A 20,879-nucleotide genomic window follows, 5' to 3' on the forward strand; every position below is an offset into this window, starting at 1 on the left:
TACTCTTCTCTCCCTGTTTTAATTCGATTTCAATTTTCTCAATTTGTTTCTAATTTTTAGCGCCGTTTTACGTAAAAATGGAAGATATTTTCCGCTTTTTAAATTGTAGTAAAATGACTGGGCATCAAAAATCATCTCAAAATTTTCGGTGCATAAAACGGGTTTCTTGGTTATTCTGTTTATTTCGAGCGCCTGCGAAAGTGAACTTTCAACGAAAAGTACATAAGGCTTTTCCATGTAATATTTGGCTTTATGCTCAGCATGATTATTCGCTTTTTGTCTGGCTTGCATATCAGGCAAATTGAGCATGATTAGTTCTTTATATCTTACATTGTTCTTTTTTAGCCATGTCTCAGTTTCTATCCTGTATTTTTCAAGTCTTGATGTAACCAGTGTGCCTATTTTAGCCCCCGGAATATATAGCGGCGGAGCATTCAGCACAAAATCGCGATATTTCTCGCCATCGTCATTTTGCTCTTCTGTCGGATCAATACATAAAACTCCGTCAATATCAAAACATGCTTTCTCCAATGAAGTGTGATTAAATACGTTCCATTGAAAATATCGCGGTAGAGGAACTATTTCAAAAAAATAATCTACTTTCTTCTCTTTTCCCGGGATAACATATATTGCACAGTATTTTAAATCGAAGTCTTTTTCTATTGTTTTTAATCTGTCTTTGCTTTTTTGCATTGCAGACCCAGAAGCAATACTGTCATCAACAACGAGCACTTTTTTGAAATTCTTTATGTCAAAAAATTGTCCGCGTTCTCCTGCTTTATAGATATGTCCATTTAGAAATGAATCAATATCAGTATAAGGCCGGTTTAAGTATAACGCCAATAAATTTGCCGGGAGCATTCCACTTCTGGGAATTCCCACAATTAAATCGAAGTCACGGGGAAGTATATTTAAGCGTTTTAATATAATTTGATTTAAATCGGAGATATTTCTGTAATACATGAAACTTATGGTTTAAATATTTTTTGTATCAAGGTTTGCTTCGTAAATATACAATAAACTTTTGATTACTAGCTTATTGCTGTTTTGTTTTTTTATTTAATTTCTTCTGTCTTATTTGCTTTTCTGTTTCCTCTTTATCCAGCTTTGGCCCCATGAACATATATACCATGCAAGTATATATTACAATTCCTGTAGGCATTTGTCCCAGAACGCCATTACCGTATGATGCAACCATTATTCCCCAATAACCGCTCGTAAAGGCACACATAATATTGCGAATTTCCTCATTTTTTATCCTAAAAAAGATAAAAAACATACTTTTCCCTAAAATGTATAAAAGGATAAATAAATGTAGAGCTAATCCAACTACGCCTTGTTCTGCCCAAATCATAACGTACCAACTATCTGTTGGTGTATTTGCAAGAAACGTATTTGGCGTAAATCGTAATCCCCAGTTGCCAGCAGAACCAATCCCTCCGCCAAATGGACGAGCTGCCAGATAGTTACTTAGTTTTTTTTGATTTGCCCGTCGAACTAAATACGAAGCATCTTCTGTGGGATTGAAGGCTGTTCTCATGCGCCGAATGCTATAATTGCCTTGTCCTATTGTTGTATATTTAAAGAAAATGATTACGCTTAATCCTAGAATTGCTCCAACAATCATCACTTTAAAATTTTTTCGAAGAATAATATACAAAGCAAATCCCATTATAGGAACAGCCATTGCTCCGCGGGTTCCGGAGATCATGAGTCCGTAGAATCCAAGAAAGGAAGTAACTAAATAAAATATTTTTGTTTTTTTTGGTAATTTTTTGTTAAAAGAAAGAATTAGAAAAATGACACCTGTCAGCCCCTGTGATGCCCCAAACTGGCCAGCATCTGAGTAGAAGGAAAAAACTCTAAGCTTTCCAAAAAGTACATGGGTCTTATAATTCCCTTCATTGAGCCAAGCCTGCTCAAAAGGATCTACTCCAAAATATTTTTGCATTATGCCTTTAAGTGTCCCCATAATTGACAGGATTGCCCAGATTTTCAGAAAAAGATCAATGTCTTTTTTCTTGTTGAATAGAATAAAAATAAGGGGGATAATTAATAACATATATAACGAAACACCTCTCATAGCATAAAACCAAGCAGTTCTGCTGACTGCTTCTGGATTAAATAATTCAAAGATGGTATATAGATACCAAATGGCAGAAAGTAGTACTAGATCGTTTTTCCCATTTTTCCATGGAATTTTTTTGAAAAAACTCATTAGAAAAAGCGAAATATAGGTTAGAAATAAAAGCATATCTATAGATAAACCTAAAGGAATACCCTTTAAATATCTAGTTAATCCAATTGCAAGGAAATTCGCTATATAAACAGCAATTAATCCTGTTCTGGGAATCATAAAAACCAGATATAAAAATGTAACAATGAAGGGGAGGAGGAAAAGTCCTATTCCTGCAATTAATCCACCTTTCACAATGATAAGCCCCATCATAACAATAACAAGAATAATTATAACTATACTTGATGGCTTAGTTAATAAATCATTTCCATATTTTTGTTCAAATAGATGACTCATTATACTTTCATAAATTCATATATTTTTTTAAAGAACTGCCATCCGTTGGAAAAAATAAATTTGAATTTTAAATGAAGTTCTTTATTTAAATATTGATATCCGATTAAAATACCAATAAAGGTAAATGCAACTGTTACAAGAGCGACAGCTTCTAATGACTTGAAAAAAAACACCGCAATAACATCTCCTATTATATTGGCAAGCGTCATTACAATTACCTTGTAAAAGTTGAGATGAGGGCGATTTATGCTATCTAAAGCAATTCCCGTAAACCTATCGATTGGCAGTAGAATTGAATAAAGGGCGAAGATTCTGAAAATTGTTGCCAAAAGGGGAATTGAGTCTCGAAATTCATTTCCTCCCAAAAATAAAACAAATGGTTCTGCAAAGATTATCCCAAATATTGCCATCGGTATAAAAAGAAAAGTAATTGTCCCACTGTATTCGTAAAATATCTTTTTTACTCCTTCAAGATCATTTTTTAAACTTTTTTGTGCCATCTTCGGAAATGCCGTAATTGTAAAACTTCTCAGTGGTATTCCAAGTAAATCAGTTAATTTGAGCGGGATTGCATATTTTGCTACCCCAATTGATCCTAAAATGGGGCTTAGTCCAATTATTATAGTGTCTGCACTTTTTAATAAACTGCTTCCAATTAATGTTCCCATTGAAAATCTACCAAAATTGAGCATTTCTTTTGTGGAATATCGAGTTGATTTGCGAATGAAAAATAGTCCATCCCACTTTTTTGCAGCGGCCCAAATGCTAGGTATAAAGTTTGTCAATAGAAAAACGAAGACTATAGTAGTAAGTTGAAATTTAAAATATAAATTGTTTCCTATTAAAAAAAGTACAAAACTTCCAGAGCTAAAAATCTTTATAATCAGAATCTCTTTAAACTTCTGTTTTGCTTGAAAATAGGAAGTTGCATTATTCCATGATAAATTGAAAAGTGCCAGTATTGGGTAATATTTTAGAAAAAGTAAATAACCATTGTTTATTTTAGTATTCAAATGGGTTATAAAAAGATAGGAGATAATTAAGATTGCTGAAAGTATTCCAACTAAAATAATTCCTATCTTGAAGCTGGTTCCAAGATAGATTCTATTTTGTTCTTCGTCTGTTCCGGAAGAAAATCTAACAAGAGCTGTACTAGTAAGCCCAAATCTTAATTGGTCAAAAAAAGTTGCGAGGGTTGTGAAAAGTACCCAGTCTCCAAACAGTTCTTTTTCAAGTCCTCTTGTTAGAAGCATAAAACTTGCTAAACCGAGTATTGCGCCAATTACACTTGTTGAGAGAGAAAGCACATTTTTTTCGTATATTATCTTTTTTAATACGGACAACATAACTTTATTCAACTTTTTTAGCTGTATTTTTTTGTTTAATTATAGCCCGAACTTTTACAATATAGAGAGTTTATCTTTTGAACTAAACTTTAAAAGTATTAGTCTTTTTAAGAAACGTCTCACTCGGGAACGTTTGCGGGGAATTTCTCCAATTAAGTCTTCCATTTCTTGTAATTCAACACCATTTAGAAAAACTTGAGGCTCTTTATCTGATGCTTCGAGAATATCTTTTATAGCGAAAGAATCAGATTTTAGCCACTGCCTGTTTGCTCTTGTTACTAAAATTGGGACATCAACGGTTTTAAATAAATTGATCGGGTAACTGTTATTCAAAACTCCCGGAATTTCAATAAAAATGAAGTCGTAATTCGATAGATTATTTTTATCCTTTTCCGGAGTCAAGTCTTCAATCTTTTCTGCTCGGTGAAAAGAATTATCTCTACTGTATATTATTTGTTCTATTTCTTCTGAAATTTTATCTTTTTCATAAGAGATATATAATATTTTGTATCCATATTCGGTCAATCTTTTCAGCAAAAAGCGTAAAATTCTTGTTTTGCCTTCTTTTTCTAAACTGCTAAAGAATAGAAAAGATGAAGGCTTTCTTTTATTTTCTATAGATGCGATATTTAAAATTAGTTTACGGGCTATTATATCGAGTGCCCGTTTTTCGATAGTATCTATGTCAACATATTTACTCACTTTGCTCGTATTTGGATAAACGGCTGCAACATTAAGTCCGGTTAGTTCTTCAACTCTCGCCCAGGTTTTTATGTTGTTGTTCAAAAAGTCCAATACGATTATTATAAAAGTAGGGATAAGAAAACCAATCATAAAAGCGATAAGTACAATGAATTTTCTTTTACTGGGTTCCGCCACTATTGGAAAAAAAGGAGGCGCTATGATTCTCAGGTTTGAGTTCAATTCAATGTTTTGTTGTTTTAGTTTGGCTTGTCCTAAACTTTGCAAAATTGAGAGGTATTCTCTTTCAGCAACATTTATTTTACGTTCGAGTCTTTTCATTGTCGCTCCTAATGGTGCATATGACGAAAATAATCTTTCATATTCTTTTTTTTGAATGTCGGCGACTATAAGTTTTGCTTTTGCAGCTTCTAATTTTATGACGTTTGATAACCATTCTGTCAAAACAGAAGAGGAGGGAAGTCCTTCAGTCGTATTACTCATTGAAAATTGCTCTCTAACCGAGTTTTTCAATTCTTCCTGTATATCAAACGAACGTGTTTTTAAACTTGCTATGTTAGAGATTAAACTTTTTTCTTTAGCTGAGTCACTTTCGTTTTCGTATGTTTTTAGTGCAATTTGAGTATTTAATTCAGAAAGCGAATTTCTTAAATCAAGAATTTTTTTATTATTGACAAATTGTTTCTGGGTAGCTGTCATTTTCTCCTCAAGAATCGAAAGTACTGATTCTGCTGCAACTTTATCTCTTTGAATTTCCTGATGAGCTAAATCAAAATGTTCTTTTTCAGATGCGATATGTTTAGTCTGTTCATAATAATTAATAATAGTGTTCGATTGATTAAAACGGAGTAACTCATTTTCCGCCTCGTTTAGTTTTTCATCGGCCTGTTTTAGTTGCTTCTGAAAATATTGAACAACGGCATCAGACTGGTTAATTTTTATTGTTGTATATTCTTCGATAAAAACTTGAACGATGAAATCAAGTGTGTTTTTGCATATAGCTGCATCATCTGATTGATATTTGATATCAATCATATCACTTGATTGAACTCTTGAGACTTTTATTTTAGAAGCAATTTTTCGAGTACTATAATGGGGGTGTTCGTAATTCAGTATTGCATATATGAAGTTGGAGTAATTTTTATTTTTTAGATTTCTGAAGTTTTCTACTGTCTTTTCCAAATTTCCCTTTACAACAAGTTGTTTAACTTCTTCCGGAACAATTTCCATTAATTTTGAATAGGAATTGTCTGAAATAATCTCATCGGTGGGCTTATCAATAATAAGATGCGACGCAAGTAATCGGATCGAAACTTCTTCAAGTGTGTTTTTTGAATTAATTATTTCAATCAGATTGTCGAAAGCTGCACGAGATGCAAACAAATCAATTTTTGAATCATCGAGTGAAACTATTGATGAACCTGTTGTGATACCTGTGTAAATTCGTGTTGTTGAAATAAAAACTTTAGGTAGCTCTTTTGTCCCAAAGAATACAAGCACCGCCATTAACAAGGGGGATATTATTAGTAACCCTGCGTGTTTTAATAACAGTCTTATAAAATAAACTATTTTCAAATCTTACGGTTTTAAATTAATTTTTATTCCCACTGTTTCTTCCAGAACTTGAAGTGCTGTGGCAAAATCAAGTTTTGCATCCTCAAGCTCAATTAAAGTTTTAGAAAGCATATTATCCAAACGAGCATATTCAGCTACATTTATTTTACCATTATTAAAATCAATTTCTGCCCTGATCATTTGAAGCCGATAAGTTTCTACAGCATTGGTATTTATTTGGATTTTTCTGTAAGATTTAATAACCTCGTTATATTGAACAATAATTAGTTGGCGAAGTTCTATTATTTTTGCTTCTTTTTGGTATTGTAACTTTTCTTTTTCAGCTATTGCTGTTTTTACATTACTTCTATCAATAATATCAGAGATTGGAATTTTTATATATCCTCCAATATAAAAACGAGTTTCTTTTGTTGTTGCCAAGGTGCTTTCTATTGTTGAGTAATCTTCTGTTAAATACAGATTATCGAAAATTCCATATCTGGCATTTCCTTCAATACCGAGAGATTTCATCCACAAACGTTTTTCTTCGTTTATTTTAGAATTTCCGATTTTTATGTCAGCATCCAAAAGTTTAGAAATAGGAGAGTTTTCTACAGCAATTTCCTGTAATTCTGCCAGAGATGGTAACCGTTCAATAATGTCAACCTTATCAATCGGATCTTTGGTAATTTGAATGGAAGACTGCGAATAGATATTTTTTGCAAACAATACTATTGCTACTCCTAAAATTAACTTAATTTGTATTGTCATTTCAAACATTTTCTTTTTGGAATACTGCGCGAAACGTACGTATAATAATCCAAATATCCTTCCAGAATGAGAATTTGCTGTTCGCAATTTCTACATATCTGTTATCAAGTTGTTTGCGTTCCTCCGGCGACATTTTTGATGTTTTGCCCCTCGCTTCAACCTGCCACAAACCGGTAATCCCTGCAGGGCCGTTAAACCGGTCGGTCCATTCGTCGGTGGTAAGAAGTTCGGCCTCATAGAGTGGGAGAGGCCGGTTCCCAACAATCGACATATCTCCTTTTATCACATTTATAAGTTGAGGTAATTCATCGATACTCAATTTTCGAATGATGTGTCCAACTTTAGTAATACGTGGATCGTTCTCAAATTTCACAAATGCACTTTCCTGCTTTTCTTTTTGATGCTGAATATGTTGTTTTTCGTCAACCTCGATATCGTCACCAAATAAAATTGTTCCCGATTCATCAATTTTTTCCTCCTTTTTTTCACTCAGACTATTTTCAACTACACTGGTTTTTTCCTCCTTTTTGTATTGATTTAAATGCTGAAATTCTTTTAGTCTTTTGTCAGCATCGGGATACATCGACCGTAATTTTAGGAAATTAAATATTCTGTAACCTGTCCCTACACGTTTTGATATGTAATATACTTTTCCTTTTGATTCAAGCCGAATTGCAATGACAAATAAAACCAGTATAGGGGAAATAAGAAGTAAAACAAGCCCTGCAAAAAATACGTCGAAAGAACGTTTAAAAAAGGGAGTTTTGTATATATTTTCTTCGGGGTGAACTTCTTTTTTTAACAGCGCCATTTGAGGCTTTAAAACTTTTAAAAACTTAATACGGTTGAAAATCACCTCTGCATTTACAGGCTTGGTATAAATATCATCTATCTTTTGTTTGAATGCCCGGTTTAATATTTCAGGTGTTTTAGTATCGCATAAAACGATGTATGGAATTTCATTTTTTTTGTCAAAATTTTCAACAAACGACTGGTGGAAGTCCAGACCATTTCTTCCCGGTATTTCATACTCACTTATTACACCATCTGTACTCGTATTATTCTCGTCGACCCATGCAGATGCCTGCAACGGGTTGGGGAAGCTTTTAAAATTTACTGTTCCATTCACTGAAGTGAATTTTTCAATAATATTTTTATCTTCTCCAATGTAGACAAGATTTAATTTTCCGTCTTTCATAAAAGTAGGTTTACCTTTCCAGTATTCTTTCAATCCTGATTTGGAGTTCTTCCGGATTAAATGGTTTTACCAGATAATCTTCAGCTCCCATTTTTAAACACTTTATTCTATCGGTACTACTGTCTTTACTACTTAAAACTACTATCGGAATGTCCCTGAAAAAGCCACTTTCCTTTACACGGCTGATCAACTCAAATCCGTCGAGGTTGGGCATCTGCAAATCTGTAATAATCAGATCAGGGATGTTGCCTTCCTGTAACCAGGAGAGTGCCTGAAGCCCGTCTTCTTTTGTTGTTACTTCGAATGTTTTACTCAAAAATTGAACTATAAGTCTGCTGATTGAAGGTTTGTCGTCAACAATTAGAATTTTTTTCATTTTGATGTATGGTTTGCAAATAGAGATTTCTCAATCACAAACAAAAATAAACAATATTTTGAATTACAAAACTTATTCAATGTTTTATTAATGAGATATTTAAGTTGGATTCTGATTTTCACGGGGATAAAAGAAAAATTTGCTGTAAAAAAATGCAATGGTTTCGCTAATTACAGTGCGGGCACCTCTACTTGTTTTCCACCATTTTTTTAGTTCGTAAGAATTGTCTTCGATAGCAAAAACTCCCACTTCAAAATTATCTCCCAATGCTTTTTGGAATAAAAGCATACTTCGCCGGGAATGACATCCTGTTGAAACAACATCTACTTTTGCTTTTTTTATATTTTGCTCTTCAAAATAGGACTTCAATGTAAGACCTGAGGTATATGTTCTGTTTCTGAGAACGGTCTCCCCGGGAATTGCAATAACTTTTGTACTATCAAATCCTAATTCTAGGAAAGTTGCCCGGGTTAGCTCGGCCAATGTTTTTTTTTCTTCAAGATAATACCCAACTGAAAGTTTACCGCCAGTAGTAAATATTAACTTATAATTGTTTGTATTAAAATATTCGATTGCTCTCTCTATGGAATAATCAGACATACTTCCGTCAAGAACCAAATAGTCGCCATAAACAGGTTTACTTTTGCTCAAATAAAGAGGCATTTGAAATATGAAAAGATAGAAAAAGAGCAATAGTATTCCGAGTAGTAAAAATTTTGCAGGCCATGTTAAAACGGTGCATTCTTTCTTTTTTGTCAATTTAAATCGGGTCATACAAATATTGTATATTTCAAATGCAGGACACTAAGAATTAACTTTAAAGGTAATCTGAAAAATCACAAACCCAAATATAAATATTGGCTGCTCAAAATCAAGGCACAGGCATTTTTACGGTGTTTATTTAGTTTTTTTTAAAGATATTATTTACAGGAGTATGTCATACTCCCCCAATATGCAAATAGCTATTCTTCCAAACTAAGTATTGAAAAATCAAATTGGTTATAACAGCTGATGTAGTAGTCTGCTATTTTATTTTCTACCTTACAGTTAAGGCTGTCAAGAATAGCAATTGTTTTCATACCTGCTTTTTTTGCTGCCAGTAACCCTGAAAAAGAGTCTTCAATTGCCAGACAATTTTCCGGTTTTACATTTAATTTTTCAGCAGTGGTCAGGTAAACAAAAGGATGTGGTTTTCCTTCCAATTCATGTTCCGACGACGAAGTGGCATCAAAGTACTCGCCAAGTGCCAACTTTTCCAATACAACCGGAATTATTACTGAAGGTGAATTTGTTGCCAAACCAATTTTATATCCCCTGGATTTTAAAATTCTTATAAAGTTTTCAATACCGGAAATCGCTTGCCCTTCATTTTTGATTAAATGTGCAACGCGCTCTACTACGCCATTTTCTACTTCATCTAATGTTTTGTGCTTCCACGGATATTTACTGTACCAAAAATTCGTAACTTCAGTGGTGGTCATCGATTGTGTAATGGAACATAATTCTTCTGACAGTTTTACGCCGACAGAAGAAAAGACTTCTTTTTCAGCTCTTTTCCATATCTCTTCAGAGTCAATAATAACTCCATCCATATCAAAAATGAAAGCTTCAATCTTATCTTTTGTTTTCTGAGTCATATTTTGTATAAAACAATCTTAACGCATTATTTTATAAAACGCTTTATTTCAATAACTAATTCTTTATATTTTTCTTCAATAACAAGATGCCCACTGTTTGGAATTGTTTTTAATTGGCTACCTGCTATCATTTTACTTAGTTTAATCCCTTTTTCTACTGGTATCCATTGGTCATTTTCGCCCCACAAAATCAATGTTGGTGTGTTTATCGTTCTGTATTTGTCTTGTATTTCATCGGTATATTTCGAATTGGCTTGCGCAATTTGCCTGTAAAATGCGGCCTTGCCTTTTTCACCTTTCCAAGGTTTAATAATTCCTTCAATGGTTTTCTTGTTTAATTTTTTGTATGCAGCAGTTTTAATGTAGGTTTCAACAATTGCTTCATGAATATAATCCGGCATTCCCGAAAAAGCTTCTTCGTGTTTATTTACATGGTTAAAAAACGGAGACCCCCAGGGAGAAATTGCCACAGGGTCTATTACAACTAACTTTTTATAGGGTTTTTTATCTAATAAATGTGCTCTTAACACTGTTGTTCCGCCAAAATCATGACCAATTGCAATGGGATGCTCAAGTTTCCAAAAGTCGATAAGAGCAGCTAATACCTTGTTTTGTATTCCAAGTGAAACATCGTTTTCAGATTTATCTGAGTGCCCATAGCCCAGCAAGTCGAAATAATAGACTTTGTATTCATCGGATAATCCTTTAATTAAATGTCTTAAGTTAAACGAAGACCAGGGTGTTCCATGAACGATAACGATTGCTTTTCCCTGTCCCTGAACTCCCCAGCGAACTTCTCTCCCTTCAAAGTCAAAACTATTTTCTAAAATCCAATCTTTCATAAATACTGTTTAATCTTTAGTTTTAATGATTAATATTGGCCATTCCAATTTTTGATTTCAGTTGAATCATTTCGCCTAGTAATCGGGTGTTGGGAACCAACTCAAGCATTCCCATTTTATCAGCCAGTCTTGAGATTTCGAGGTTTAAACTTTCTATTTCAGTTCTCCTGTTATTTCGAATATCTTCGTAAGTTGAAATAAGCTGTCCATCTGCCCGCCTGCTTATTAACAACAATTTTTCTTCAATTTCTTTTTGATTAAGCGTGATTCCACATTTATTCGCCACTTCAATACATTCGGCAATAATCGTTTTTGCCAGTTTGGTTGCTTCCCTGTTACGGAGGAAGATTCCGTTATCGGTTTCAAGTAACGGACAGATTGAATTAAATGCACAATTGATAATTACCTTTTCCCAAACCACATTCAAAATATTAGGTTCATTTTTAAAACAAAAATGCGGAGTGCTGATTTGATTAACTATTGCATTTAGATTTGCGTTTTTTCCTTGCATATCTCCAACAGGAGAATCGGTAACCATTTTAAAAGAAACCGTATTATTGCTTGTTCGCTGGCTGGTCGAGAACAGAACGCATCGAAAAACATTTTCAAAATCGGCAAACGGCTTTTCTATGTTGAGCCCGTTTTGAAGTATAACCACAGAGAAGTTGTCCCCTTTATTTTTTAGTTTTTGGGCAATTTCTACATTGGCAAAAGCTTTGGCAGTAACCAATACAATGCCATTAATATCTTTTAAATTACCAAACGTGGTTGTGGTTATTTTTTGCTGAAATTTTTGGTTATCCTGATTGGTTACTGTTATGATGTTTTCCTTAGCCGGTTTGTTATCCACACTACCTCGAACAAGTATAACATCTCTCTTTTCTTGCTGTAAAAAAACAGCCAAAGCTTGTCCTATTGCTCCTGCACCAACGATATAAATTTTATCTTTTTTCATATGTTTTGAATCTGTTTGAAGATAATTTTATAGCTTCCTTTTATTTAACACAACAATATATATCAGGTTTATATTTTAATAAAAGCACTTAAATGCAATCTTTATCTGATTTTGCTAATACAACAAGCTGTCAAAATGAAGAAGAGCTTTGTAAATTAAATCCGGGAGATGTTTGACTTCGAATCGATAATTACGGAGCGATGTTGAAGTTCATTATGAAAAGACCTTTTTGTCCTATTTCAGAAAATAGTTTGTCGCCAGCACAGCAATATCTCTTGTTACCTGTGTTGGCGAATTACAATCGCAATTGGTAAGTCCAACAACATAAATATCCATTTCAGGAACATAAACTGCCATTGATTTAAAGCCGAAAATACTGCCGCCATGCTCACGGTCGGAGAAACCATCAATTTCTCTTAAATGCCAGCCATAACCATAGTTAATTTTTTCACCGCTATTAAGCGTATAATTGGTAAATGCCAACTCAATTGTTTTCCCACTAACCAGTAAGTTGTTATTGATTGCATTTTGCCATTTCAGCAAATCTTCGGCGGTTGACATTAACGAGCCCGATGCATAGGGAATATTAAAACTAATGTGCATTTTATTTAACAAAATATCACCATTTTGCTGATAACCGTAAGCCCTGTTTGTAATAACTTCCCGGTCGCTGGCATAGCGTGAATCCTTCATGTCTGCTTTAACGAAAATATTATTTTGGATAAAATCTTCGTAAGTCATTCCAGAAACCAGTTCAATAATATATCCCAGTAAAACATAGCCCGAATTGTTGTATTGAAACTTTTCTCCCGGTTCAAAATCCATAGGCTCGTTTTTAAAGAAATCAACCAGCTCTTTGGGGGTCAAATCCTTTTTTGCTATGCTCATAATTGATTTCATGCGCGTAAAGTCTTTAATCCCCGAGGTATGTGACAGCAAATGATGAATGGTGATCTTTTTACCGTGTGTAGGATAATCCGGGATAAACTTTGTAATGTCATCTGTTACTTTTAGTTTTCCTGCTTCCTCCAGCATAAGAATAGCAACGGCTGTAAATTGTTTGGTCATAGAACCGATTTGAAATACTGCTTCAGGATTCAGATCTACATTCAATTCTATGTTGGCTTTCCCAAAAGCTTTACGATAAACCGGTACTCCATCTTTAGCAACCAGAAAAACGGCACCCGGTGCATCTGATTTATATTTTTCCTGCAAAATGCTATCAATTCTATTTTCAAGAGATTGTGAGAAAACTTCAGGATGTACAAATAATAACAGATTGGATATTAATAAAACAGACAATAATTTCATGATTAAATTTTTTATAATTACTGATTTTATGACAACAACTTTTTTAGTTGGTTACAAATAATTTCCTGGAATTGGACTTTACTCCCTTTATCAGCAAAAACAAACAAAGCGATAATTCTGAAACTACTGCTACAGTCATTACAAGTATTTCACTCGTTGAAGCGAACTCAGGAAACAGAAAATTAACAACACAATCGATTAAATAACTCACTCCGGCAGCAACCACTAACGTTCCCAGCCATTTTGGGAAATATGCTGCTTTAAAAATCAGGGTTCCGAGAATAATGCAACTAATCCCGAAAAATACTCCGCTAATCAGGTAGCCATACGAATGGGCATTCAGAAACACCATCGAAAGTGAGTTAAGCTGTTCCTGATTAAAACTACTGAGATAATCGCCGTTCCCTAAAAGCAAAAGCGGCAGGTAAAAATTCAGCAGATTAATTCCAAGCACAGTTGCCTGTGCCAACCGAAAGAATGCAGCTAACATAGAAAGCCCCTGATTTACAGATTTAAGAAGCAAATAAAAAAGCAGGGCAACACCTACATCGCTCATTACCATTATTAAATCGCTGATAAAACCAATTCGGAATAAAAAAGAATTGGCTGCAATGTTATCTGCAGTTGCAGTAGCATTGCCCGGGACAATGATTCCCGATCGGACAAACAGCTCACTAAATAGCCCTGTGATAATAATTATCAGGTATAAAACGCCGGCAGTGCGCGCATTGGTTTTCATTAACCGAACAGATTGTATTGTTTTCATGACTTTAAATTTTATAGAATGGCTTATTTATTTCAATCTTTTGTAACTCTCCCTCAGGGTGAGTTTACTAATAAAAATATTTATATGTTACTTATTTGAGAAGCTAACTTTTCCAGAGTTTGAAACTTTGGAAAAGCTTTCTTTTTAACTGATATTATGGCAGAATAATTATTGTATCGCGGCTAACGGTGTAAGCGCCAAAATATCCAAGTGCCCCATTTGAAAGGTTGGTTATCGGATTCGCAGGATTTGCATTTCCAATCATCCCACTCTCAAAAATTGAAGAAAGTGTCCGATAATACTCGTAAGTTGATTTGGCTAAAGTTTGTAATTCAACAACCACTGTGTCTTGTTCAAAAAACTGATTATTGTCCCACTGCATCGAAATTTCATTTCCATCTACAAAAGCATCGTCGAATACGCACAAGACATTTTCCGGATCTGTTTCATTTAATTTTGACACTTTCAACCTGTAATAATTTTCAACATCTGCCGAATCCTGCAAATGACAGTTTACAATATAACCACCTGAAAATTCCATATAATCAGGAGTTGGCTCAATGGAAATTGAATCGATAGTTACTTTGTGGGGCATTTCAACACTACCAGTATAGATTTCATTGTTTATTTCAACGTCCAACGTATATCCGTTCCCTTCAACCCCCATATGGTTTTCGGAATAAATTCCCGGACTGATTTCTTCAAGTTGAAATAAATTTCCTGAATTGTCTGTTACGGTAACTATTGCATTGGAAACCGGCGGATAAATTCCCGGTTCAAAGTAATCGGTTGATTTGGATATTTTAACAACAACAGAATCGGTAATTACTCCATCAATAACCAATTTTGGTTCAATAGAATCAAGGTCGATGTCGATTACATCCTGACACGCGGTAAATAAAACCGCTAAACTAAATATGATTGTAAATACTTTAATTGTTTTCATGGCTTTAAAATTTAAAATTGTAAGTAACTGATGGAATCATCTGAAACAGTGCTAAACGCATCGCTTCGGTTTGTGTCGGGTTGTTTTCATTTCCCTGAAAAGTGATAGAAAAAGCATTGCGCCTTCCGTAGGCGTTGTAGATGGAGAAATTCCAGCTCGATTCAAAACGCTTTTTCTTTTTCGGCGTGTACGTTGCACCAAGATCCAGACGGTGGTAATCGGGCATCCGGTAGCCGTTTCGTTTGGTGTAAACCGGAACTGTAAATCCATCTAACGTATATTTTCCGCTTGGAAATGTTACAGCATTGCCAGTGTTATAAACCCAGTTGGCCGACAAATTCCACTTTTCATTTAACTGGTACATTCCAACCACTGAAATATCATGTGTGCGATCTTGTTTTGCAGGGAACCAGTTACCATTATCTATTTCATCCATCGATTTTTCGGTGCGTGAAAGTGTGTAACCAATCCAGCCGGTTAATTTCCCGGTTTGTTTTTTTATGTACAATTCCAGTCCGTAAGCCCTGCCCTTTCCAAAAACCAACTGCGACTCAACATCATCGTTCAAAAGTATTTCTGCACCATTCTGATAATCGATTTGATTCATTAAATCCTTATGGTAAACTTCAATTGATGTTTCAAACATATTGTTATTGAAGTTTTTATAAAAACCCAATGCCAGTTGATCGGCAACCTGTGGTTTTACATTTTTGCTGCTCGGAATCCACAAATCGGTTGGCAACGATGCCGAAGAATTTGAAAGAAGATGAACGTACTGTGCATTTCTTGCATACGAAAATTTGATGGAATTTCTTTTGTTTAAAATGATATTGAAAGTTGCTCTTGGCTCAATGTTCTTGTATTTTTTCACCACCTCTCCTTCAGAAAAAACTTCGGTATTTACCCTTTCATCTTTTTCGTTATATGTATAAACGGTGTCGGGGCCAACAGCCATAAAACCTGAATAACGCAGCCCGTAGGTTACTTTTATTTTATCGGAAATGTTCCAATTGTGCGACACGTAAAATGCACCTTCGAATGCATGTTTTTCATTCATTAAAAGCGAATTAAAAAGGTCGTCTTTATCGGCATTTATTTTTCCGGGCTGGTAATAATGATAAATAGCATTTACTCCAAATTTCAGGGTATTATTTGAGTTAATGTAGTACTGAAAATCTTCTTTCCAGTTAATATCACGAATTCCCGATTTTATGTAAATCATATTGTCTGAGAAATTGTACCCGAATCCGTAATCGTAATCGCTGTAAATAAGCGAACTGTTCAGAAATAATTTATTATTAAACACGTGATTCCAACGAAAGGTACCTGTTTTATTTCCCCATTTTAATGCAAATAATTCATCGATATTAAATACATCGCGACCCAAATACCCGGATAAATAAATCCGGTTGTTATCGTTTATTTTATAGTTGGCCTTGGCATTTAAATCATAAAAATACAGATCTGTTTTTTGTTGGGTTCGGTCTTTTGAGAATACCATAAACATATCAGCATAACTTCTGCGACCGGAAATGATAAAAGAACCTTTATCTTTTACAATGGGAGATTCAAGCGTTAACCGGGAAGACAACAGCCCAAGTCCGCCGGAGGTGGTAAATTTCTTTGAGTTCCCGTCATTCATCTGGATATTGAGAATGGAAGATAATCGGCCACCATAATTTGCAGGTGCATTTCCTTTGTATAACTCCAAATCTTTAATGGCATCGGAATTAAAAACCGAGAAAAAACCCATCAGGTGAGAAGCGCTGTAAACCGGTGCCTCATCAAGGATAATCAGATTTTGGTCAACACCTCCGCCGCGCACATAAAATCCGGAAGTCCCTTCGATACCAGAACTTACACCCGGCAATAGCTGGATGGTTTTCAAAATATCCTGTTCACCCAGAATTACGGGAATCATTTTTGTTTCTTTTGGGGAAAGTTTGGTAACCCCCATTTGTGCTTTCCGAATGTTTTTGTCTTCGGCTTCACTGCGTATAACAATTTCATCCATTTCGGTTGAAGCGGGCTGTAATTCAATATCTTTTGTATTATCAGTTATCCGTTCCGATGGCACTGAAACATTTTCATAACCGATATAGGAATACCTGACTGTGTAATTTCCTTTTGGCAGCGTCAGGGAGTAAAATCCATACGCGTTGGTTGCTGTGCCGGTTTTCAATTCCTCAACATAAATGGTTGAACCAATCAGGCCTTCGCCCGTTTCGGCACTTTTTACATAACCACTTATGGTTATATTGTCATCAGCAAAAACTGATGTAATTGATGTTAGAAATAACATCAGGAAGAATACTAATCTGTTTTCTGTTTTTGAACTGTTTTTCATTTTTTCTGATTTAATTGTTCTTGTTTCCAATGGCTCCGAGGTGAGTAGAATTGAATCCGATGGAGTATTTTAGTCCGTAACCAAAAATTCTGTCAAAAGAGCTGTGCCCGAAAAGAACTATTCCGGCAAAAGCAAGTTCGTTCAGCGAGAATGTATAACCCAATATTCCCAGTAACACAGCTAGAAATTTGTAGTGAAAAGCATTGTAAACTGCCGCTCCAATTTTATTCCCGAACAGGTATCCCTGCATACTAATATCAGGTATAAATAAAAACAGGATAAATACCCACCATTTGTAGCCGAGTAATACACTCAAATAAAATGAGAGTATTAACATGCTTATTTCTTCTATTTTGAGTAGAAACTTCATCTTTCTGATTTTAAATTACTTACAGGCAGAATTAGTGGTAGGAATATTTGTGCGCGACGTTTTTAGGGAAGTCGGACGTACGGATTACCAAAGTCGGACTATTCTACTTCTGATTTGATTTGCACCGTATGGGAACAAAGAACTGTTTCTGTTTTCTTAATTGTTTGTTTTTCTCTGTTTAGCTTTGAGGCGTTAGTTCGTTTCCGGGTTTGTAATCCATTACTGGTTTTCCTCCCCGGAAAATTAACCAAAAGGCAAAACCAATTTCTCCAAAAGCCATCGGTAAACTCAATACATTTTCAACAAATTTTATTTGACTTTCAAATTCGGGAAGAAAGAATTTTGCGCTGTGAATGATGATGTAGGATATGGCAGCAAAAATCAATAAAATTCCCCAGAACCGGAGAATATACTTTGATTTAAGAGCCAGGAAACCCAGTATCAACAGATGAAATCCAAAAATTATCAATCCAAACGACAAGGTCCTTTCAAAAGACTGGAGAAATGACATTATTTGTTCATTTGCCATTTGCTGAGTCATGGCAAAACTTCCATTTAATATTTTTAAAATATAAATGAAATTCAGAATGGCTACACCCAAAATGGCCGAGTAAACAAACCTCAATCCGGCTGCAAATGCCGAAAGTTTTCTGTTTTCATTTTTAAAGAGGATGTAAAGCGCCCAGGCAACCACAACATCAAGTAAAAGAATGACGTGCCATCCCAAAATTTCTGTGTGGAAAAGCCATCTGTGGGATTCTAAATTAACGGCGGTGGCTTCCGGATTTCCCGGAACTAAAAGCATATTATGGATATAACCGTAAATAAAGACTGCTACAGCGGCCATAAAAATTAATGCGATACCGGCTATTAATGCAGATTTTCTATTTGTAATCATTTTCATTGATTTTAGGGTTCAACAATAATTACAACGTTCCCTTTTTTATGCCCTGAAGCAATATAGGTGTGTGCTTCGGCTACTTTTTCCAATGGATACTGGCGATCGATAACCGTTTTTAGGCGACCTTGTTTGAAAATTTCAACCAGCTCAACCAGCATATTTTGCAGTTCTCCGTCGGAACGGAGTCCGGTGGCGGCGAATTTGGCTTTCTTTTTACCGGAAATTGAAGTCCGCATCATTTGTAAAAGCAGCGAAAATTTCAGTACTGGAGATACATACAATCCTGACTCGGAGAGAATGTTTTTGCTTTTTGAGAAAGTGCTTTTCCCAATGGTATCATAAACTACATCATAAGTTTCATCCACTTTTGTAAAATCCTTTTTTGTATAATCAATAACATGGTCAGCTCCCAGTGATTTAACCAGACCCACATTCCGGGTGCTGCAAACGCCGGTTACTTTAGTGTCCATATATTTTGCAATTTGTACAGCGGCTGTACCCAGACTACCGGAGGCTCCGTTAATCAATACTTTTTGTCCGGGTTTGATATTTGCAATTTCTTTCAGGAAATTCAATGAAGTTACATGTCCATCGCCATATGTGGCACCTTCTGCATAACTCATGTTATCGGGCATTGGCAAAATTACACCATTTTCAGGGATAGTAAAAAATTCGGCGTTGGTACTAAAACCAAGGGTAGTTTCTCCAAAAACACGGTCTCCCGGTTTGAATGTGGCTACTTTTTTACCAACATTTTCAACAACACCGGCGAATCCGGTTCCCGGGATGGCATGTTTTGGTTTGGTAATCCCGGTCATCAATCGGCCAAAATACGGTTTCCCGGTTCTCATCATACCATCGGCAGTGGTAGCCGAAGAGGCATGAACTTTTACCAATACATCATTTTCTTTGGGTTGTGGCTTGTCTACCTGCTGCATTTTTAACACATCCGGTGCGCCGTAACCCGTGGCGATAATTGCTTTCATTTTTTCTTTCATGATATTTATTTTTATTGTTTTACTTTTCATTTGATTTGATTTTCAACGAAATCATGAAGCAAATGTACAGGAGATGCGGCAGGTAAAAGTTCGGAAAAACTATGGAGAGGTTCGGAATTATAATTTCGGGCTAAAAAGTCTGAATCTATATAAAAAACAGACCTTGAAGGTCTTTGAAACCTTGAAGGTCTTAATAAGTCTAAAAAGTAATAAATCTATTTTCTAACTTATGCCGTCCGGATTCCAAACTCCGCTGGCGGCAATTTCTTTGGCAAATTCTGAAAAATCAATTGGTTTCTATCCCGGAATTTTCTCAATGTCATCATAAAGAATATCGTTGCCTTTTGCATCAAGAACTTCACTGAAAAGATAATTGATAAGCCAAACATAATCAGCAGGGATACCAGCTTCTTTCATCATTTTGGTATAAGCACCTCATGAGATGGGAGTGTAAATTGAATGTTCCTTCCCGTGGTAGCAGATATTTCCTTTCAACACCTTAAAAGTTAACAATCGTGGCCCGGTAAGTTTATATATTTGGCCGTTATGTTTGTCATTTAGCCCGATTTGTTTTGAAAGTTCAGACAACGAAAGCGGAGTGTCGAGATTTTTAGCGAGGTTTTTTTGGCCATTTGTAACTTCTCCCACTCATCTTTTGGAATGGTTTCCTCTAACAGCATTGTAGCTGTCCCAAAAAGTGGGCCAGCAATAACGTCATCTGGCTTCTGAAGAACATCATTTTAGCTTTTTCTTCGTATTGCGAACAAAACACTTGGCCAACCACCTACTGCATTTCATGCGTCGTGAAAAAATAGAGGCCTTTCACATAATGGTCAGCTGGAAAACCAACTGGTTTTCTGCATTTCGCCAAATAACTCACCTTCCTGATTTGGCAACTTATCAATGTTTATAATATTGGTGGCAATTACAATACACTCCAAAGGTTTTGATTCCGAAACATGATGGATAAATTCAATTTTTTCGTCGGCATAAAACGAAAGTGCCAAGCCTTTTGTATGGTTAAATTCCTTTTGCTTATGGCCATGTCTCATGGTGAGATCAATATTGCCCGAACCGTAAAGAGCAACTGCGATAATAGGCTCATCAAAAAAAACATGAATCAACCGTTAGATTTTCTGAACTAGCTATTTCTGTGAGAATAGTAAAATCATTAATGTCTATTATTTCCCTTATCATAATTTACTTGTCAATTTGTTGAGCTAATGGCAATTAATACCAATTTGAGTATATAGTGTCGCTGTATTATCTTTGAAGCATGGGAAGACAAAGCAAATTCAATATAAAAGAGGATTTAAAAGAACTTGA

General features: G+C 35.1%; 21 protein-coding genes. All 21 read right to left on the reverse strand.

The annotated features are described in order from the left end of the window. Positions 1-18: 18 nt before the first annotated feature. Positions 19-963 carry a phosphoribosyltransferase family protein gene (locus tag K5G00_RS05845; RefSeq protein WP_238765224.1) on the reverse strand — a complete coding sequence of 315 codons (945 nt, stop codon included), beginning with the start codon at positions 961-963 and terminating at the stop codon, positions 19-21. A 73-nt stretch (positions 964-1,036) separates the two neighbouring features. Continuing rightward, positions 1,037-2,533, reverse strand: a complete 1,497-nt coding sequence (locus K5G00_RS05850; protein WP_238765225.1) for an O-antigen ligase family protein — start codon at positions 2,531-2,533, stop codon at positions 1,037-1,039. After that, positions 2,533-3,891, reverse strand: coding sequence for an oligosaccharide flippase family protein (locus K5G00_RS05855; protein ID WP_238765226.1), 1,359 nt, complete (start codon positions 3,889-3,891; stop codon positions 2,533-2,535). Before K5G00_RS05855 ends, K5G00_RS05850 begins: the two co-directional genes overlap by 1 nt. A 42-nt stretch (positions 3,892-3,933) precedes the next feature. After that, positions 3,934-5,811, reverse strand: coding sequence for a GumC family protein (locus tag K5G00_RS05860; protein WP_238765227.1), 1,878 nt, complete (start codon positions 5,809-5,811; stop codon positions 3,934-3,936). 348 nt (positions 5,812-6,159) lie between these two features. After that, entirely contained in the window at positions 6,160-6,906 is a 747-nt protein-coding gene (locus K5G00_RS05865; protein WP_238765228.1) for a TolC family protein, read from the reverse strand. A gap of 1 nt (position 6,907) precedes the next feature. After that, on the reverse strand, positions 6,908-8,104 hold the full coding sequence (locus K5G00_RS05870; RefSeq protein ID WP_317235533.1) for a sugar transferase: 1,197 nt from the start codon (positions 8,102-8,104) through the stop codon (positions 6,908-6,910). A gap of 10 nt (positions 8,105-8,114) precedes the next feature. Next, on the reverse strand, positions 8,115-8,480 hold the full coding sequence (locus K5G00_RS05875) for a response regulator transcription factor (protein ID WP_158868842.1): 366 nt from the start codon (positions 8,478-8,480) through the stop codon (positions 8,115-8,117). Positions 8,481-8,579: 99 nt separating this feature from the next. Further along, positions 8,580-9,131 carry an ElyC/SanA/YdcF family protein gene (locus K5G00_RS05880; protein WP_238765229.1) on the reverse strand — a complete coding sequence of 184 codons (552 nt, stop codon included), beginning with the start codon at positions 9,129-9,131 and terminating at the stop codon, positions 8,580-8,582. Positions 9,132-9,442: 311 nt separating this feature from the next. Continuing rightward, entirely contained in the window at positions 9,443-10,117 is a 675-nt protein-coding gene (gene hxpB, locus K5G00_RS05885; protein WP_238765230.1) for a hexitol phosphatase HxpB, read from the reverse strand. A 26-nt stretch (positions 10,118-10,143) separates the two neighbouring features. After that, complete coding sequence (locus K5G00_RS05890; RefSeq protein ID WP_238765231.1) at positions 10,144-10,959, reverse strand: alpha/beta fold hydrolase; 816 nt, start codon at positions 10,957-10,959, stop codon at positions 10,144-10,146. A 22-nt stretch (positions 10,960-10,981) separates the two neighbouring features. Continuing rightward, the gene (locus tag K5G00_RS05895; RefSeq protein ID WP_238765232.1) at positions 10,982-11,914 is read right to left on the reverse strand and encodes a ketopantoate reductase family protein; all 933 of its coding nucleotides are present in this window, start codon (positions 11,912-11,914) and stop codon (positions 10,982-10,984) included. 234 nt (positions 11,915-12,148) lie between these two features. Further along, a complete protein-coding gene (locus K5G00_RS05900; RefSeq protein ID WP_238765233.1) occupies positions 12,149-13,225 on the reverse strand; it encodes a serine hydrolase domain-containing protein in 1,077 nt (358 codons plus the stop codon). 43 nt (positions 13,226-13,268) lie between these two features. After that, on the reverse strand, positions 13,269-13,991 hold the full coding sequence (locus tag K5G00_RS05905) for a DUF4386 domain-containing protein (protein WP_238765234.1): 723 nt from the start codon (positions 13,989-13,991) through the stop codon (positions 13,269-13,271). Between the two features lie 154 nt (positions 13,992-14,145). Then, positions 14,146-14,937 carry a DUF4249 domain-containing protein gene (locus K5G00_RS05910; protein WP_238765235.1) on the reverse strand — a complete coding sequence of 264 codons (792 nt, stop codon included), beginning with the start codon at positions 14,935-14,937 and terminating at the stop codon, positions 14,146-14,148. Between the two features lie 4 nt (positions 14,938-14,941). Further along, complete coding sequence (locus tag K5G00_RS05915; protein ID WP_238765236.1) at positions 14,942-17,284, reverse strand: TonB-dependent receptor; 2,343 nt, start codon at positions 17,282-17,284, stop codon at positions 14,942-14,944. Between the two features lie 10 nt (positions 17,285-17,294). Beyond that, positions 17,295-17,654, reverse strand: coding sequence for a DUF4260 domain-containing protein (locus K5G00_RS05920; RefSeq protein WP_238765237.1), 360 nt, complete (start codon positions 17,652-17,654; stop codon positions 17,295-17,297). Between the two features lie 178 nt (positions 17,655-17,832). Then, positions 17,833-18,552, reverse strand: coding sequence for a DUF4386 domain-containing protein (locus tag K5G00_RS05925; protein WP_238765238.1), 720 nt, complete (start codon positions 18,550-18,552; stop codon positions 17,833-17,835). Positions 18,553-18,563: 11 nt separating this feature from the next. Further along, positions 18,564-19,583: an NAD(P)-dependent alcohol dehydrogenase gene (locus K5G00_RS05930; protein ID WP_238765239.1), complete on the reverse strand. Its 1,020-nt coding sequence runs from the start codon at positions 19,581-19,583 to the stop codon at positions 18,564-18,566. 267 nt (positions 19,584-19,850) lie between these two features. Then, complete coding sequence (locus K5G00_RS29710; RefSeq protein WP_262921294.1) at positions 19,851-19,973, reverse strand: hypothetical protein; 123 nt, start codon at positions 19,971-19,973, stop codon at positions 19,851-19,853. A gap of 15 nt (positions 19,974-19,988) precedes the next feature. Next, the gene (locus K5G00_RS05935; RefSeq protein WP_238765240.1) at positions 19,989-20,201 is read right to left on the reverse strand and encodes a hypothetical protein; all 213 of its coding nucleotides are present in this window, start codon (positions 20,199-20,201) and stop codon (positions 19,989-19,991) included. A 185-nt stretch (positions 20,202-20,386) separates the two neighbouring features. Beyond that, complete coding sequence (locus K5G00_RS05940) at positions 20,387-20,677, reverse strand: hypothetical protein (protein ID WP_238765241.1); 291 nt, start codon at positions 20,675-20,677, stop codon at positions 20,387-20,389. Positions 20,678-20,879 lie beyond the last annotated feature (202 nt).

It is taken from the genome of Maribellus maritimus, assembly GCF_022267315.1.
In the GTDB taxonomy this organism is placed as follows: Bacteria; Bacteroidota; Bacteroidia; order Bacteroidales; family Prolixibacteraceae; genus Draconibacterium; species Draconibacterium maritimum.